Origin of the sequence: Streptomyces sp. NPDC087845 (genome assembly GCF_044742755.1) — a bacterium.
Classification (GTDB): Bacteria; Actinomycetota; Actinomycetes; order Streptomycetales; family Streptomycetaceae; genus Streptomyces.
The window spans coordinates 321,530-337,609 of the sequence record NZ_JBIUVC010000003.1; the positions used below are offsets into that span (position 1 = coordinate 321,530).

The 16,080-nt window shown below is 72.8% G+C and carries 12 protein-coding genes and 3 pseudogenes; 5 read left to right on the forward strand and 10 right to left on the reverse strand.

Annotated features, from left to right (window positions below; all coding sequences use genetic code 11):
• Positions 1–163: 163 nt before the first annotated feature.
• Positions 164–733: a DUF1707 and FHA domain-containing protein gene (locus ACIOMQ_RS10630; RefSeq protein WP_362197869.1), complete on the reverse strand. Its 570-nt coding sequence runs from the start codon at positions 731–733 to the stop codon at positions 164–166.
• A gap of 183 nt (positions 734–916) precedes the next feature.
• Here ACIOMQ_RS10630 and ACIOMQ_RS10635 point away from each other — a divergent pair, with 183 nt between their 5' ends.
• The gene (locus ACIOMQ_RS10635; protein WP_362197871.1) at positions 917–1,879 is read left to right on the forward strand and encodes a GNAT family N-acetyltransferase; all 963 of its coding nucleotides are present in this window, start codon (positions 917–919) and stop codon (positions 1,877–1,879) included.
• A gap of 49 nt (positions 1,880–1,928) precedes the next feature.
• Here the strand turns inward: ACIOMQ_RS10635 and ACIOMQ_RS10640 are convergent, their stop codons facing one another.
• Together ACIOMQ_RS10640 and ACIOMQ_RS10645 are read right to left on the reverse strand one after the other, a co-directional pair.
• Positions 1,929–3,050, reverse strand: a complete 1,122-nt coding sequence (locus tag ACIOMQ_RS10640; protein ID WP_402188599.1) for an alpha-L-fucosidase — start codon at positions 3,048–3,050, stop codon at positions 1,929–1,931.
• A gap of 15 nt (positions 3,051–3,065) precedes the next feature.
• Positions 3,066–4,499, reverse strand: a complete 1,434-nt coding sequence (locus ACIOMQ_RS10645) for a GH1 family beta-glucosidase (protein ID WP_402188601.1) — start codon at positions 4,497–4,499, stop codon at positions 3,066–3,068.
• Between the two features lie 169 nt (positions 4,500–4,668).
• Here ACIOMQ_RS10645 and treZ point away from each other — a divergent pair, with 169 nt between their 5' ends.
• Positions 4,669–6,501, forward strand: coding sequence for a malto-oligosyltrehalose trehalohydrolase (gene treZ / locus ACIOMQ_RS10650; RefSeq protein WP_402188603.1), 1,833 nt, complete (start codon positions 4,669–4,671; stop codon positions 6,499–6,501).
• A gap of 20 nt (positions 6,502–6,521) precedes the next feature.
• Here the strand turns inward: treZ and ACIOMQ_RS10655 are convergent, their stop codons facing one another.
• The 4 genes and pseudogenes from ACIOMQ_RS10655 to ACIOMQ_RS10670 form a co-directional block, all read right to left on the reverse strand.
• Positions 6,522–7,649, reverse strand: a complete 1,128-nt coding sequence (locus ACIOMQ_RS10655; protein ID WP_401263668.1) for an aminopeptidase P family protein — start codon at positions 7,647–7,649, stop codon at positions 6,522–6,524.
• Positions 7,650–7,746: 97 nt separating this feature from the next.
• Positions 7,747–8,472: a nucleoside/nucleotide kinase family protein gene (locus tag ACIOMQ_RS10660; protein WP_401263667.1), complete on the reverse strand. Its 726-nt coding sequence runs from the start codon at positions 8,470–8,472 to the stop codon at positions 7,747–7,749.
• A gap of 176 nt (positions 8,473–8,648) precedes the next feature.
• Positions 8,649–8,840 (reverse strand): annotated as a pseudogene (locus ACIOMQ_RS10665) (isochorismatase family protein); the annotation flags it as partial.
• Positions 8,839–9,082: pseudogene (locus ACIOMQ_RS10670) on the reverse strand (AMP-binding protein); the annotation flags it as partial. The pseudogenes ACIOMQ_RS10665 and ACIOMQ_RS10670, both read right to left, overlap by 2 nt.
• Positions 9,083–9,094: 12 nt before the next feature.
• Between ACIOMQ_RS10670 and ACIOMQ_RS10675 the strand changes: the two are divergent.
• Positions 9,095–9,345, forward strand: a pseudogene (locus ACIOMQ_RS10675) (iron chelate uptake ABC transporter family permease subunit); the annotation flags it as partial.
• Between the two features lie 94 nt (positions 9,346–9,439).
• Here the strand turns inward: ACIOMQ_RS10675 and ACIOMQ_RS10680 are convergent.
• Positions 9,440–10,099, reverse strand: a complete 660-nt coding sequence (locus tag ACIOMQ_RS10680; RefSeq protein WP_362197889.1) for a response regulator transcription factor — start codon at positions 10,097–10,099, stop codon at positions 9,440–9,442.
• The gene (locus ACIOMQ_RS10685; RefSeq protein ID WP_401936370.1) at positions 10,087–11,316 is read right to left on the reverse strand and encodes a sensor domain-containing protein; all 1,230 of its coding nucleotides are present in this window, start codon (positions 11,314–11,316) and stop codon (positions 10,087–10,089) included. The genes ACIOMQ_RS10680 and ACIOMQ_RS10685 overlap by 13 nt, the downstream gene beginning before the upstream one ends.
• Before the next feature lie 156 nt (positions 11,317–11,472).
• On the opposite strand from ACIOMQ_RS10685, the gene ACIOMQ_RS10690 reads away from it, so the two are divergent.
• Positions 11,473–12,210, forward strand: a complete 738-nt coding sequence (locus tag ACIOMQ_RS10690) for an ABC transporter ATP-binding protein (RefSeq protein ID WP_401986509.1) — start codon at positions 11,473–11,475, stop codon at positions 12,208–12,210.
• Positions 12,207–14,870, forward strand: coding sequence for an ABC transporter permease (locus ACIOMQ_RS10695; protein ID WP_402188605.1), 2,664 nt, complete (start codon positions 12,207–12,209; stop codon positions 14,868–14,870). Before ACIOMQ_RS10690 ends, ACIOMQ_RS10695 begins: the two co-directional genes overlap by 4 nt.
• 249 nt (positions 14,871–15,119) lie before the next feature.
• Here the strand turns inward: ACIOMQ_RS10695 and ACIOMQ_RS10700 are convergent, their stop codons facing one another.
• Positions 15,120–16,052: a LysR family transcriptional regulator gene (locus ACIOMQ_RS10700; RefSeq protein ID WP_362197898.1), complete on the reverse strand. Its 933-nt coding sequence runs from the start codon at positions 16,050–16,052 to the stop codon at positions 15,120–15,122.
• Positions 16,053–16,080 lie beyond the last annotated feature (28 nt).

Consider the following 16,080-nt stretch of genomic DNA (forward strand, 5'->3'; position numbering starts at 1 on the left):
GGCCCGGGATCAGACATGTGACGTGGCACCGGCCCGGGATCAGACATGTGACGTGGCACCGGCCCGGGATCAGACATGTGACGTGGCACCGGCCCGGGATCAGACATGTGACGTGGCACCGGCCCGGTCGGTACCGGTCCGGTCGCCTCGGGGCTCCGGCCGGCTAGCAGGCAGGAGGCCCGAGGACGGGCGCGGAGAGCCGGAAGCTCATGCGGCCGAAGCTCACCTGGTCCCCCTCACGGACCGGGACCGTGCCGATGACCCGTTGTCCGTTGACACAGGTGCCGTTGGTCGAGCCGAGGTCGCGCAGCAGCCAGCTGCCGCCCTGCGCGGTGAGTTCCGCGTGGAGCCGGGAGACGGTCAAGTGGTTGAGCCGCAGTCCATTGCCCGGATCGCGGCCGATCCGCAGGGGGTACGGGCTCGGGGCGGGGAGCAGGAGCTTCGGAAGCCGTTCGGTCTGCCAGACCCTGCGTACCCGGCCGGGAAAGCCGGACACGCCGCTCACCACCCGCAGTACCCGCCGTGACCAGCGGCCCTCGTGCTCCAGGTCGGCAGTGAGCGCCGCCAGTTCCTCCGAGCGCCGGGCGGTGAGGGCCAGCTCCATGCGCCGCATGAAGGTGTCGTGGGACAGCTTGCCCTGTGCCGCGCCGTCTCTGAGCACGCCGAGAACACGGTCGCGCTGGGCGTCGGACAGCCGCGCGGGGTACGTGTGGAACTCGAAGGGGGACGTCACACGGCCAATTGTCGGCCCGACCGCCCCGGAGTGTCCAGAAGAACCCCGTGTTCCGCCCGCCTGACCTGCGTGGAACGCGCGCTCGGTAATTCCGCGGCGCCGTCGGGCGGACGTTGCTACTGTCTGCCGCCGCGGGCTCTCCGGCGACCGCCGGAAGGCTTCCGCGCACTCCAGGGAGATTGTGTGACCTCTGCACCACCGGAATTGACCCTCCGTCCGCTCGCCGGCGCGCAGGAGCTCGGGCTCTTCCGCCGGCTCTCGTACGTCCTCGATCACGAGCTCGTGGAGGACCTGGAGAGCGGGCGCCGCCGACCCGAATGGATGTGGGTGGCGTTGCGCGGCGAGCGGGTGGTGGCGCGGATCGCGTGGTGGAGCCGGGACGGTGACGCGCCGCAGTTCCTCGACATCTTCGACCTCGACGACAGCCTGCCCGAGCCCGGACGCGGCGAGGCGGGCCTGGCGCTGCTGGAGGCGGCGACGTCGGCGGTCGTGCCGGCCGGCGCCCCGCGGCCCGAGTACGGACGCTTCGTGCCGGCGGACTGGCGCGAGGACCCGGCGGCCCGCGATGCCGTCGAGGCCCGGATCCGGGTCATGGAGCGCTCCGGCGCGCGGATGCTGGTCGAGCGGCTGCGCCTGGAGTGGCGCGCCGGTACGCCCGTCCCCGCCGACAGCGGCCGACTGCGGTTCCGCCCGGTCGAGGGGCGGGAGGACCTCCTCGCGCTGATGACACCGGTGATGGAGGGCACCCTCGACGCCCACGGCCGGTCCGACCTGGAGTCCGGTCTCAGCGCCCGGGAAGCGGCCGAGAAGCACTACGACGAGGAGCTGGCGGGATACACGACACCGCGGGAGTGGTGGCGTGTCGCCGAACTCCCGGACGGTCGGCCGGTCGGGTTCGTGATCCCTGCGCGCAACGACTACAACCCCGTCATCGCGTACATCGGCGTGCTGCCCGACCGGCGCGGCCACGGGTACATCGACGACATCCTCGCCGCAGGCACCAGGGTGCTGGCCGCGCAGGACGGTGTGGAACGGATCCGGGCCGCGACCGATCTCGGCAACGTCCCGATGGCGAAGTCCTTCGAACGCCTCGGGTATGTGAACTTCGAGCGCGCCTTCGACATGGTCTGGGACAGCGGCTCCTGACTCCCCGTCGTTGCCACGTCGAACCCATGTCGAAGACCTGCGGCGGCGATCACTCCCGCACCGGGTCGACGAGTCCCGGCCGCTCCGCCAGCCAGTCCAGGCGGAGCCGCTGCTCGGCGGGGATCGTCGCGTCCTCGCCGCGCGGTCCCACGTTGAGCAGCAGATTGCCGCCCGCGGCCGCCGTCTCGCGCACCAGTGCGTCCAGCGCGACCCGGCCCAGGAACGCCTCGGGCGGGGAGTTGCGGTTGTAGCCGAAGCTGTGGTCGATGCCGCGGGTGATCTCGTACGGGTCGGGGCCGCTGTACCGGGCGAATTCGGGGGTGCGGAAGTCGTAGTACGGCGGTTTGCGCGGGACGAAGCCCTCGCCCCGGGCGATGGTGCGGCGCTCCCACCGGTCGTACAGGGCCTTGGCTCCGGGCAGTTGCAGTGCGCGCCACATCGGGGCGTACGGGAACAGCCGGTCGTTCACGACGCCGTGCGGGACGGTGAAGCGGTAGTACTCGACGAGCCGCTGGACGTCGGTGCGCGAGGCGGGCCAGGCTATGTCGTTCCAGAGGATGTCGGGGCGGTGGCGGCGGATCAGTTCGCGCACCTGGGCGTTCGCGTACGCGGGGTAGCTGCCGCGCGGGACCGCGGAGACGGTGTCCGCGCCGGTTCCGATGGGGCGGTCGTCGAAGGTCCAGTCGAGTCCGCCGGAGTAGTAGACGCCGAAGCGCAGCCCCTCGGCCCGTACGGCTTCGGCGAATTCACCGACGACATCGCGTGTGGTGTGCCAGCCGGAGCGGTGCGGGTTTTGGACCTCGGAGGGCCAGAGGCAGAAGCCGTCGTGGTGCTTGGCGACGAGGACGGCGTAGCGGGCACCCGCGGCGCGGAAGCCGCGGGCCCAGGCAGCCGGGTCCCAGGTGTCCAGGGCGTCGTTGAAGTCGCCCCCGAAGGCGGTGTACGGGCGGGTGCCGTACACCGCGCGGTGGTGGGCGGAGACGGGGCTGTCGGGGAAGCGGAGCGCGTTCTCGTACCACTCGGCGTACGACGTCCAGCCGAGCGGTGCCCGGCGGCCCGCCAGGGGCAGTTCGTCCGCGGGCAGGTACGGCGGGGCCCACCCCGGTACGGAGGCGGGCGTCCAGTGCACAAAGATCCCCAGTCGGGCCCGGGACCACCATGAAGCAACCATGGCGCGAAGTATTGATCACGCGGGGGGACGCCCGTAAGGTCCGGACACCTCCGGGGCACCGTGCCCGGTCGCGAGGGCCTTCTGCGTACGGATCAGGTCCCTGTACCAGGCGTACGAGTCCTTGGGGGTCCGGCGCAGAGTCTCGTAGTCGATGTGGACCAGACCGAACCGCTTGCTGGCGCCCTCGATCCATTCGACGTTGTCGGTGAGCGACCAGGTGAAGTAGCCGCGGACGTCGACTCCCGCGTCGATGGCCGTGTGCAAGGCCCTCAGGTGCCCTTCGAGGTACGCGATCCGGCTGGTGTCCCGGGCGGGTTCGTCGACGGCGCAGCCGTTCTCCGTGATGTAGAGCGGCGGGAGCCGGTCGCCGTAGCGGCCGCGGAGCTGGACGAGGGTTTCGCGCAGGCCGTCGGGGACGACGGGCCAGCCGAAGTCGGTCCTCTCGTAACCCTCTATCTCGCGGATGCCGAAGGGGAGTTCGGCGGGCATCCCGAAGCCGGAGAAGGAGTCCAGGGCCTGGGGATCGGGAGCGCCCACCAGGGTGGGGTTGTAGTAGTTGACCCCGTACCAGTCGACCGGGGTGGAGATGATTCTGAGGTCGTCCTCGACCGGGCCGGGCATCAGCGCGGCGAAGTTCTCGTCGGGGTAGCGGCCGGCGAGGACCGGGTCGGCGAACAGCCAGTTGGTGACCGTGTCGTACAGCTCCGCTCCCAGGCGGTCCTCGTCGCGGTCCCCGGCAGTCCAGACGGGGGTGTGCGAGACGGCGATGCCGATGTTGTCCGCGCCCGCGCCGCGCAGGGCGCGGACGGCCAGGCCGTGGGCGAGAAGCTGGTGGTGGGCGGCGGGCAGGGCGTCGAAGAGGAGGGTGCGGCCCGGTGCGTGCTCACCGAGGGCGTAGCCGAGCATCGTGACTTCGGCCGGTTCGTTGATGGTGATCCACATCGGTACGCGGTCGGCGAGGCGCTCGGCGACGATGCCCGCGTACTCGGCGAAGCGGTAGGCGGTGTCGCGGTTGAGCCAGCCGCCCTCCTCGTCCAGCGGCAGCGGGGTGTCCCAGTGGTAGAGGGTGGGGGCCGGGGCGATGCTGTGGGAGCAGAGCTCGTCGACGAGCCGGTCGTAGAAGTCGAGCCCCTGCGGATTGACCGGTCCGCTGCCACCGGGCACCACGCGCGGCCAGCTGATGGAGAACCGGAAGGCGTCGGCGCCGAGGCCGGCCAGGAGGGCGACGTCCTCGCGGTAGTGCTCGTGGAAGCCGGTTCCGCGTGTGGTGTCGGTGCCGTCCTTGATCCGTCCGGGCTGTGCGGCGAAGGCGTCCCATCCGGAGGGGCCCTTGCCGTCGGTGTCGGACGCGCCTTCGGTCTGGAAGGCGGAGGCGGAGGCTCCCCAGAGGAACCCGGGCGGGAACGACGGCACGTTCGACGGCGGCACATTCGACGGCGGCACATTCATCTCGGCCTCCACAGCCGTAAGAGGGAGTGCGTATTGAGCAGAACCTGACGGGGCAATGATCAGAACCAGACCTTAATCGCCAGTAACGGGCTCGATCCAGTGTCGTGAGTCAGCCGTCGCGGCTACTGCCGACCATGGAGCACGGGGGCGAGGAGACGAGGAGCGTTGCATGCTGTTCGAGGTATGGGCACCGGATGCGGACTCGGTCGAACTGCGACTGGCGGGTGCGCCGCGCGCGATGGGGCGTGATCCCCTGCGGGACGGCTGGTGGACGGTCGACGCGGAGGCGTCGGACGGGGACCGCTACGGCTTCGTGCTGAACGGGGGCGGCGACGGCGGAGACGGGGACGGCGGGGCCGAGGGCGGCAGTGCCGGGGACGGAAGGGCCGCGGGCGGCGGGAGTGTGCTGCCCGATCCGCGCTCGCGCCGCCAGCCGGACGGGCCGGACGGCGAGAGCGCCGTCGTCGACCACTCGGCGTACGCCTGGCGCAACGACTGGGCGGGCCGGGAGCTCCCGGGAGCCGTCCTCTACGAGCTGCACATCGGTACGTACACCGGCGAGGGCACCTTCGACGCCGCGGCGGCCCGGCTCGGCCATCTCGCCGGACTCGGCATCACCCACGTGTCACTGATGCCGGTCTGCCCCTTCCCCGGTACCCACGGATGGGGGTACGAGGGGGTGTCGCTCTGGGCCGTGCACGAACCGTACGGCGGCCCGGAGGGGCTCAAGCGCTTTGTCGACATGGCGCACGGCCTCGGGCTCGCGGTCGTCCTGGACGTGGTCCACAACCATCTCGGCCCGTCCGGCAATCACCTCCCCGCCTTCGGCCCGTACTTCACCGAGACCCACCACACGCCGTGGGGTGCGGCGGTCAACCTCGACGCGCCGGGTTCGGACGAGGTGCGGGCGTATCTGCTGGGCAGCGCACTCGCCTGGCTGCGCGACTACCGGCTCGACGGGCTGCGGCTGGACGCCGTACACGCCCTGGCCGACGACCGGGCGCTGACCTTCCTGGAGGAGCTGTCCGCGGCGACCGACGCGCTCGCCGCCGAACTCGGCCGTCCGCTCTCGCTGATCGCCGAGTCCGACCGCTGCGACCCGCGGACGACGACACCGCGCGACTCGGGCGGCATCGGGCTGCACGCCCAGTGGAACGACGACTTCCACCACGCCCTGCACACCGCGCTGACCGGCGAGTCCCAGGGCTACTACGCCGACTTCGCCGTGGCCCCGCTGGCCGCCGTCGCCAAGACCGTGACGAGCGCGTTCTTCCACAACGGTACGTACTCCAGCTTCCGCGGCCGTACCCACGGCCGCCCCGTCGACATCGCCCGCACCCCGGCCCACCGTTTCGTCGGCTACGCCCAGACCCATGACCAGATCGGCAACCGTGCCCAGGGCGACCGGCTCTCCGCCACCCTCTCCCCCGGTCTGCTGGCCTGCGCCGCGGCCCTCGTACTGACCGGTCCGTTCACCCCGATGCTGTTCATGGGCGAGGAGTGGGGCGCGCGTACGCCCTGGCAGTTCTTCACCGACCACACCGACCCGGCGCTCGCCGAGGCAGTCCGCAACGGCAGGCGGCGGGAGTTCGCGGCGCACGGCTGGGCGGCGGACGACGTTCCCGACCCGCAGGACCCGGCCACCCGCGACCGTTCCTGCCTGGACTGGAGCGAACCCGCACAGGAACCGCACGCCCGTCTGCACGCCTGGTACCGCGAGCTGATCGCCCTGCGCCGCACCCTGCCCGACCTCTCCGACCCGGACCTGGCGTCGGTGCGCACCGCCCACGACGAACAGGCGCGCTGGCTGGCGTACCGGAGAGGGGAACTGCGGATCGCCGTCAACCTCGGCGGGAAACCGGCCGCGATCCCGCTGGGCGGCGGCCGCCGCCGGGGCGGCGCGGGCAGGGTCGTGGCCGCGTGGGAGCCGGTGGAGACGCCGAGCGGCAACGGACTGCTGCATCTCCCGCCCGAGTCGTGCGTGGTCCTGGCCGACGACTGATCCACGGCCCCCGCGTCCGGCTACTCGACGATCGCCAGTTCGCGCGCGGTGCTGTTGAGGTGCCGGCCGCCGTCCTCGGTCACGGTCACGATGTCCTCGATCCGGACCCCGAACCGGCCCGGCAGGTAGATGCCCGGCTCCACGGAGAAACACATTCCGGGCACCAGCGGCTGCTCCTCGCCCTCGATCATGTAGGGCGGTTCGTGAGTGGTGACACCGATGCCGTGGCCCGTGCGGTGGATGAAGCGCTCGCCGTAGCCGAACTCGGTGATGACGGCGCGGGCCGCCCGGTCGATCTCCTGGCAGGCGACGCCGGGCCGCACCGCGTTGCAGCCCGCCTCCTGCGCCTCACGCACGATGTCGTGGACCCGCTGCTCCTCGGCGGTGGGCTCGCCGACATGGACCGTGCGGGAGGTGTCGGAGCCGTAACCGTGCTTGAGGCCACCGAAGTCGAGGACGACCATGTCGCCCCGCTCGATGGTGCGGTCGCCCGCCTCATGGTGCGGATTGGCACCGTTCGGTCCGGAGCCGACGACGGTGAAGTCGACCTGGGAGTGCCCGAACTGCTTCAGCAGGTCGGCCAGATCGGCGGCGATGTCGGTCTCCTTGCGCCCGGCGAAACGGGCCTTGATGATCTCGCCGTACGTGGCGTCCGCGGCGGCCCCGGCTGCCGCGATCCGCTCCAGCTCATGGGCGTCCTTCACCGCGCGCAGCATCGGCAGCGCCTCGGTGAGGGAGACGTACGAGGTGCCCGGGAGCGTCCGCTGCAGCCCGAGCAGATGCATCGCCCAGGCGTTGTCGCTGATCCCGAACCGGCCCCGGCCGTCGAGCAGCGGGGCGGTGACGGCGTACGGGTCCTTGCCGTCGGTCCAGTCCCGCAGGGTGAGGGCCGGAGCGCCGACGGCCTTCTCGGCGTCCGGGGCCTCCAGGGTCGGGACGACGAGCACCGGGTCCTGTCCGGCGGTGAGGACGAGGACGGTGAGGCGTTCGGTGCTCACGGGCTGGTAGCCGGTGAGGTACACCAGATCTGGACCGGGGGCGACCAGCACTCCCGCGAGCCCGGCCTCGGCGGCGGTCTCGGCGGCGCGCGCCATCCGGGCCCGGTAGTCCTCGGCGGTGAACGGTACGGGCTGGTTCGGGCTGGACATGCGGGACCTCCTGGCTACGCGACACGGCATACAGCATCCTGCCCGCGTGCTCCGGTCCGCGCGAGCGGGAATCGCGAGCGGGAATCGCGAGCGGGAATCAGGCTTCGCGGTGCGGCCGCACGACGAGGTCGGCCCGGGAGCGGCCCCGCTCGACCAGGCGTGCGTTGGGCTCGTCGGACTCGGCCACCCAGCGCTCGGCGTACGCCCGCGGCTTTCCGAACCGCACGTGCCGGTCGACGAGCCGGCGCACCCGCAGGGCCGGTTCGGCTTCCAGGAACCACGCCTCGTCCAGCAGCCCGCGCACGGACGCCCAGGCCGCTTCGTCGTGCAGGAGGTAGTTGCCCTCGGTGACGACCAGCGGAACGTCCGGGGGCACGGGGACGGCCCCGGCGACCGGCTCCTCCAGGGCGCGCTCGAAGACGGGGGCGTACACGGTGGTTCCCGGTTCCGGGTGGCGCAGGCGCCGCAGCAGGGCCACGTACCCGGCGGCGTCGAAGGTGTCGGGGGCACCCTTGCGCCCGGCGCGGCCGAGGCGTTCCAACTCCGCCTGGGCGAGGTGGAAGCCGTCCATGGGCACGAGGACGGCGAGACCGTCGAGAGCGTCCACGAGCTGTGCGGCCAGGGTGGACTTTCCGGCTCCGGGCGGTCCCGCGATGCCGAGGATGCGGCGATGGCCGGGCACGGCGAGGCGCAGGGCGCGGGCTGTCGGCCCGCTGAGGTCCGCGGGATCGCCGAGGTTACTGAGGTCGCTAGGGTCGCTGAGGTTACTGAGGTTGTTGAGGCTACTGAGGTCGCCAAGGTCGCCGAGGTTGCTGAGGTCCATGCGGGGCATTGTTCCGGTGCGTTTCACCGGGGGGGCCGACGGACGGGACGGCTTCGCGACGGCGGCGCCCCCGCCCCGGTAGCGCGGCCGGCCCGCCCCGGTCGCCGGGGCCGGGCCGGCGGCCCCGCACATCGGCGACGTCCACACGTATCCGCCCGATCGCGGAGCCATGCCGTTCAGACCTCCTTCAGCAGCGTGTCGGTGGTGGTGACGACCGCGCACTTTCCGGCCGCCCAGCGCAGCGCCATCTCGTGGTCCTCACGCGAGAAATCGGCGACGGCGACGGCGACGACGAAGGCCTGGATGTCCTGCATCCAGGCATCGCACGCGGTCATCAGCACCCCGATGTGCGCGTATACGCCGACGACGGATCTGCGAGGCCGGCTCGCGGAAGTCGAAGCCGCCATGGGTGTCCGGGACGATGTAGGCGACCGCCTCGGTGAACGCGCAGAGGGAGCGGATCTCCGAGGCGCGGTGCGCGGGAAGGGCGAATACGGGCAGCGCGCCGATCCGGAACAGCGCGGAGATCACCCCGAAGAACTCGGCGGCATTGGGCAGTTGGACGACGACCCGGTCGCCGGCCCGCCAGCCCGGCCGCCAGCCGGTCCGCCCACAGAGCAAGGGCTGCCTGCCGCAGGCCGCCACACGCGACCCACTGGCGGAGACCGGGCTGCTCGGAGTCAACTCCGGTGCCGCGCTTGGGCGTGGTCGCGGGGCTCACCCGCTTCGGCGTGGAATCGCCGCACACCGTGCTGCTCTACGCACGCGTCGGAGGCATGGCCGCCTTGCCTGGTCGTTCTGCTGCTCGCCGCGTCGGGGCGGGCCGCCGGCGCTCCGCTGCGACCGGTTCCCGCCGGCTCCGGTCTCCGTGCCGGGAAACGCCCAGGGCGAGGGGTCGGGGCAGCCGCAGCGGTCCGCGGCAGTTCGCGGCGGTCCGCGCCCGTGCGTACAGCGGGGCCGGCAAACGTCAGCGTGTGCCCTTGCCCTCCAGATACGCCAGCACCGCGAGCACCCGCCGGTGCACGGCGCCGTCGTCCGGTTCGAGGCCGAGCTTGGCGAAGATCGAGCCGATGTGCTTGCTCACGGCCCGTTCCGTCACCACCAGTTCGGCGGCGATGGTGCCGTTCGCCTTGCCCTGTGCCATCAGCTCCAGGACTTCGCGCTCGCGCGGAGTGAGGCTCTGCAGGGGTTCGGCCGACGACCTGCGGGTCAGCAGCTGGGTCACGACCTCGGGGTCGAGTGCCGTGCCGCCGCCCGCCACCCGGTCGAGCGCCTGGAGGAACTGGTCGACCCGTCCCACCCGGTCCTTCAGCAGGTAGCCGATGCCCTGGGCACCCTGGGCGAGCAGCTCGGCGGCGTACGTCTCCTCGACGTACTGCGAGAGGACCAGGATCGGCAGGTCGGGCATCTCCGCGCGGGCGGCGAGGGCGGCGCGCAGCCCCTCGTCGCGGAAGGTGGGCGGCAGCCGTACGTCGAGCACGGCAGCGTCCGGACGGTGCTCCAGAAGGGCGGGCAGCACCTCGGGGCCGGTCGCCGCGTCGGCCACCACCTCGTGGCCCGAGCTGGTGAGCAGCAGGATCAGCCCCTCCCGCAAAAGCGCGTTGTCCTCGGCGATCACGATCCGCACGGCAGCTCCACTTCGATTTCCGTCGGCCCCCCGATGGGGCTGTTGATGCGGGTGGTGCCGTCGAGGGCGGCGATCCGTCGCCTGATTCCGACCAGCCCGCTGCCGGCGCGTTCGTCCGCGCCGCCGTGACCATCGTCGCCGATGGTCACTCGCAGGGTGCCGGGGGGCCGCTCGATCCGTACCGTCGCGGCTGTCGCGCCGCTGTGTTTGCTGATGTTGGTGAGGGCCTCGGCGATCACGAAATAGGCGGCGGCCTCGATCGCGGCCGGCAGCCGCCGCCCGTCCTCCACCCCGTCGAGCCCGGCGGTGACGGGCACACTGACATCGGCGGCCAACGCCCGTACCGCTCCCGCCAGTCCGCGGTCCGTCAGGACGGGCGGATGAATGCCGCGCACCACGTGCCGCAGCTCCGCGAGGGCCTCCTCCGCGCCGTCCTGTGCCTCGTCGAGGCGGATGTGCGCGGCGGCCGGGTCGCGGTCGAGGAGCTGCTTGGCGAGGCCGATGCGCATCGACAGTGCGACGATCCTGGCCTGGGCACCGTCGTGCAGATCCCGTTCGATCCGCCGCAGTTCGGCACCGTGTGCCTCGACCGCCCCGGCCCGGCTCTCGGTCAGCTGGGCGACCCGCTCGGCGAGTGCGGTGGACGGCGAGGAGGTGAGCAGGGAACGGGTCCAGCTCGCCGACAGATCGGCGAGTACGGGATGCCAGCGCAGCACCAGTCCTTGCCGCACGGACGGAGGCGTCCCGTACTCGTCGGTGGCACGCCGGTCCAGCAGGTGCACGACGGACAGGAAGACCCCGTCGACGAGGAGCCCGACCGGCCACAGCACCATCGTCAGGTAGCCGATGACGTTGCCCATGAGCGCCTGGATGGGCAGCCAGAGCGCGTCGCGCCAGACCGTCGGGTCGGTGAGGACCCGCCGCACCCGCTCGGAGAGTTCACCGCTGTCCAGCGGCGGATACGGCGTCGGCGTGAAGGGAACACCGAGCCTCGCGGCCGCCCTGCGCCGCTCGAACTCCGCGAACCGGCGCAGCACTTTGGCGGCCTCGGGCAGCGCGGGCAGCCCGACGATCACGGCGGCGAAGATCAGGGCCGCCACCACCAGGAACGTGCCCACGTACGAGGTCAGCGCGATCGCGATGCCGATGAACAGATAGCGCGAGGCATCCCAGGAACGCCGGATGGCAGCCGTCAGCGGGGCGGGAGTGGTGCTCATGACGCCTCACGTTACGGGGGTTCACCCGCCGCAGGAGTGGGGGCCTCTCCCCAGCCCTGGTGGAGCCGGCTACACCCCGGTCGGGGAGCGCGCACTCTCGCCCGACCGCTCCCTCCCTCATAGCGTTTACCCAGGTCAGAGGGGGCGAGGTCGAGCATGAAGCGAGAAGGAACGGTGAAGTCGACGGTGGACACGATCACGGCGGTGCGGGCGGCCGCGCTGAGTCTGGAGTCGGTGAGCCGACGTTACGGGGGCCGCGGCGATCGTGGGGCGGTCGCGCTCGACGCGGTGAGCTGTGCGGTCCCGGCCGGGAGCTTCACCGCGGTGGTGGGTCCTTCGGGATCGGGGAAGAGCACGTTCCTGCAGTGTGCGGCGGGCCTGGACCGCCCGACGTCGGGGACGGTACGGATCGCGGGCACCGATCTCGGTGCGCTGTCCGAGGCCGCGCTGACCCGGCTGCGCCGGGACCGGATCGGTTTCGTCTTCCAGTCGCACGCCCTGAATCTGGTGCCTTCGCTGAACATCGAGGAGAACGTCGTGCTGCCGCTGGTGCTGGCGGGCGCCGATCCGGCGGACGAGCAAGTGCTGACCCGCGGCCGGGATCTGCTGGCCCGGGTCGGCCTGGCGGATCGCGGGGCGCAGGGCCCCGCGACGCTCTCGGGCGGCCAGCAGCAACGGGTCGCGGTGGCGCGGGCGCTGGTGACCGAGCCCGATGTGATCTTCGCGGACGAGCCGACGGCGTCGCTGGACCCGGAGTCGGCGACGCTGGTTCTCGGTCTGCTGCGGGACGCGGTACGGATCGACGGCCGGACAGTCGTCATGGTCACCCATGACCCGGTCGCGGCGAGCTGGGCGGACACCGTGCTGACGATGGACGGCGGTCGGCTGCGATGAGCACGAAGACGCACACGGACACCCGCACGGGCCCGGATGCGGACACGCGAAGGCCGCACGCCGGCGTGCGGCACGGGATGCGGCGGGCGTCGGCGTTCCTCGCCCGGCGTTCGCTGAGGACCCATCGCCGGGCGTGGGCCGCGGTGTTCGCGGCGACGACGGCCGCGGCCGCGCTGGTCGGCGCGTTCGCCTTCGTCCTGGGTTCGCTGCTGCTGGCCCAGCCGCCGGTGGAACGTCATGCCGGGGCCGACGCCGTGGTGGTGGCCGACCAGCAGGTGACGTACACGGCGAAGCCGTGGGGCAGCAAACCGCGGACCGTCACGGCGTATCTGCCGGAACGGGTCCGCCTCGACCGCTCGGTGGTGAAGAAGGCCGCCGCCGCCGACGGGGTCGCGAAGGCGGTCGCGGACGACTCGGTCCCGGTGGCCGTGGGCGGTGGGAGCGCCGGTACCGGGGCAGGTGAGGCTTCGGCTGTCGGCCGGTCCTGGGAGTCCGCCGTGCTCACTCCGTACCGGCTGACGGAGGGGCGGGCGCCGAGGTCGTCCACCGAGGTGGTCGTCGACAGCGCGCTGGCGGCCGCCGCCGGAGGCAGGACCGGCGACCGGGTGACCTTGCAGATCGACGGTCCGCCCCGCCCCTTCACCATCAGCGGCGTCGCCGACACCGCGCACCGGGGTGCCGCCCCCGCCGTCTTCTTCACCGAGCGGCAGCTGACCGCCCTGACCGGGCACCCCGGCACGGTCGACGCCATCGGTATCGTCGCCGAGAAGGGCGTCCCGGCCGACGCGCTGCGGGCGTCGCTGGACTCCGCACTGCCCGACCGCGCACACGGCGACCGCGATATCCGGGTCCTCACCGGCCCGGAGCGCGGTCAGGCCGAGTACGTCCAGGCGCTCGGCGAACGCGCTGATCTCCTCCCGATGCTCGCCTCCATCGCCGCAACCGTCCTCATGGTGGCGCTCCTGGTGATCGCGACCACCCTCTCCCAGGCGGTGCACCAGCGCTCCGGCGAGCTGGCGCTGCTGCGCGCGGTCGGGGCGACTCCCCGCCAGCTCAGGTCGGCCGTCGGACGCGAGGCGGGCCGGGTGACCGGCGCCGCGGCGGTGCTGGGCGGAATCGGTGCCGTACCGCTGGGGCTGCTGATGCGGTCGTTGCTGGCCACGGACCCGTTGCCACTGCCCGTGCCGGTGTGGCTGCCGTTCGCCGCGGGTGCCGCGGCCGCGCTGCTCGTCACGCTCGCGGCGCGTCCGGTGTCGATGCTCGCCGCCAGGTCCATCACCCGGCTGAGCCCCGCCGCGGCGCTGGGCGCGGCCCGTGCACCCGAGCCGAACGAGCCCGGCCGGCTGCGTACCGTCGCCGGAGTGGTGCTGGCGGTCGCGGGCGTCGGTTCGGCCGGTGCGGCGACGGCGCAGGGTGGGCAGGCCGCCGCGGTGGCCGCCTCGGGGGCGGCGACCTCGCTGATCATCGCGGTGGCGCTGCTCGGTCCGTGGATCGCCCGGGTGGCGATGCGGGTGCTGGGGACGCCGGTACGGCGTGCGGGCGGGGTCTCCGGGTTCCTGGCCGCCAGGTCCGCCGCCGCGCACAATCGGCGGCTCGGTGCGGCGATCACCCCGATCGTGCTGGTCGTCGCGTTCGTCTGCGTACAACTGACGGCCGGTTCGACGATGGAGCGGGCCGCCGACCGGCAGGCCGCTGCCGCGCTCCGGGCGGACCTGGTGGCGACGGGTCCGGCCGCAGGACTGCCGGCCGATGCGGCGCGGGCGGTGCGCGAGGCCCCGGGGGTGACGGCGGCGACGGGTGTGCTGCGCTCCGGCGTCGTCCTCGCCCACCACGACATGGGAGACCCGGCACTGGACCGGTTCCCCGTGCTGGGTGTGACGGCGGGCCAGCTGTCCGGCACGCTGGATCCGCAGGTCACGGCCGGTGACCTGGCGGACCTCACCGGCAGGGGCACGGTCGCGGTCGGCAAGGACCGGGCCGCCGACCTCGGCCTCGGTACCGGGGACACGGTGGAGCTCCGCCTCGGTGACGGTACGGAGGTACGGCTCCGAGTGGTGGCGATCTACGAACGGGCCCTGGGACTGGGCGAGTTCATGCTGCCGCGCGAAGCCCTGGCCGGGCATGTCTCGGCGCCGCGCGATCAGCTGATCCTGATCCGCTCGGCGGACGGCGGGGCGGCTTCGGCCGAGGCGGTACGGCACGCCCTCGCCCCGTACACGGGTGCGCGGGTCCGCACCGCTACGGCGGACGACGTACGGATCGCCCCGCCGGTGTCGGACCAGGACAACGCGATGGTCGTCATCGGTGTCGGGGTGATCGGCGGCTTCGCGCTGCTCGCGGTGGTCAGCACCCTGTCCTTGATCACGGTGGGCCGCCGCCCCGAGTTCCGTCTGCTGCGGATGGTCGGCGCGGGCCGTCGCCAGGTGAGGCGGATGCTGGTCCTGGAGACGGGCCTGGTGGTGGCGGCGGGCCTGGCCATCGGCACGCTGGTCGCGGCGGTCCCCCTGGTGGCGTTCGCGGTGTCGGTGACCGGCTCGGTGCCGTATCTGCCGCCGGTGCGGTACGGGGTGCTGGCGCTGGCCGTGACCGTGGCGGCGGGCGCGGGGACGCTGTGGCCGGGCTCGTCCGGCGGCCGCTTCGCCTTCGGGCGCCGGCGGTGAGCCCGTGACGCACCGCGGCCCGTGCCCGTTCCCCCGCGGCAACGGCTGCTGACGGTTCATGCGGCCCCGTGACGACAGGGCCCAGTGGCGGGCATCCGTCGGCCGAGGACGGTCGATGGATGCCGACTCCCGGCAGCCAGTCGAATCGGCGAAAGGGCCTTCCCGCCGAAGGGCACCCGTCACGGGAGCCGGACACCCCCGCCGCAGGGCATCCGTCGTGGGAGCCGGACACCCCGCCCCGGACCCACGTCACGGCGACGCCGGCAGCGGCAGTGCCCCTTCCCGTGCCGCGGCCCCGGCCAGCGCGTCGAGGACCGGCGCGATCAGCGGATGGCCCTCCGCGCCGTGCCGCACCGCGGCGAAGACCCGGCGGGTCGGTGCACTGCCTTCCACCGGCCGGACCACCACCCCCGTGAGATCCATTCCCCGCAGCGCCGACCGCGGCACCAGCGCCACCCCGGCGTCCGCCCCGGCCAGCGCGACCACCGCGCGGAAGTCGTCCGAGGAGTGCTCCAGCCTCGGCTGGAACCCGGCGAACTCGCAGGACAGGACCACCACGTCGTGGCACGGGTTACCGGGATACGGGCCGATCCACGGGTCCTTCTCCAGGTCGGCGATCGCCACCTGCTCCCGGTCGGCCAGCCGATGGCCGACCGGCAGCACCGCGTCGAACGGTTCCGAGTACAGCGGCACCCGGGTCAGCCGCCGGTCGTCCTCGTCCGGCGCGCCCCGGTACTCCACGGCGACCGCGACATCGACCTGCCGGTCCAGCACCATCGGCACACTCGCATCGCCCTCGGCGTCCTGGACCCGTACCCGGATGCCCGGCGCGGTGCGCGTCAGTTCGGCGATCGCGGGGGCGAGAACCAGGCCGATGCCGGTGGCGAACGCGGCGACCGTGACCGTACCGGCATCCCCCGCGCTGTACGCGGCGAGCTCCGCCTCGGCCCGTTCCAGCTGGGCCAGCACCGCGTTGGTGTGGGTCAGCAGGATGTCCCCGGCGGGGGTGAGCCGGGCGCCGCGCGCGCCCCGTTCGACCAGCCGGTGCCCGGTCTCCTGCTCCAGTGCGGCGAGCTGCTGGGAGACTGCGGAGGGCGTGAGATACAGTGCGGCGGCCGCGGCGGTCACCGTGCGGTGGTCCGCCACCGCACGGAGAATGCGCAGCCGCCGTGCATCGATCATGTGACCCATTGTCCCAGGTCACGGCGGG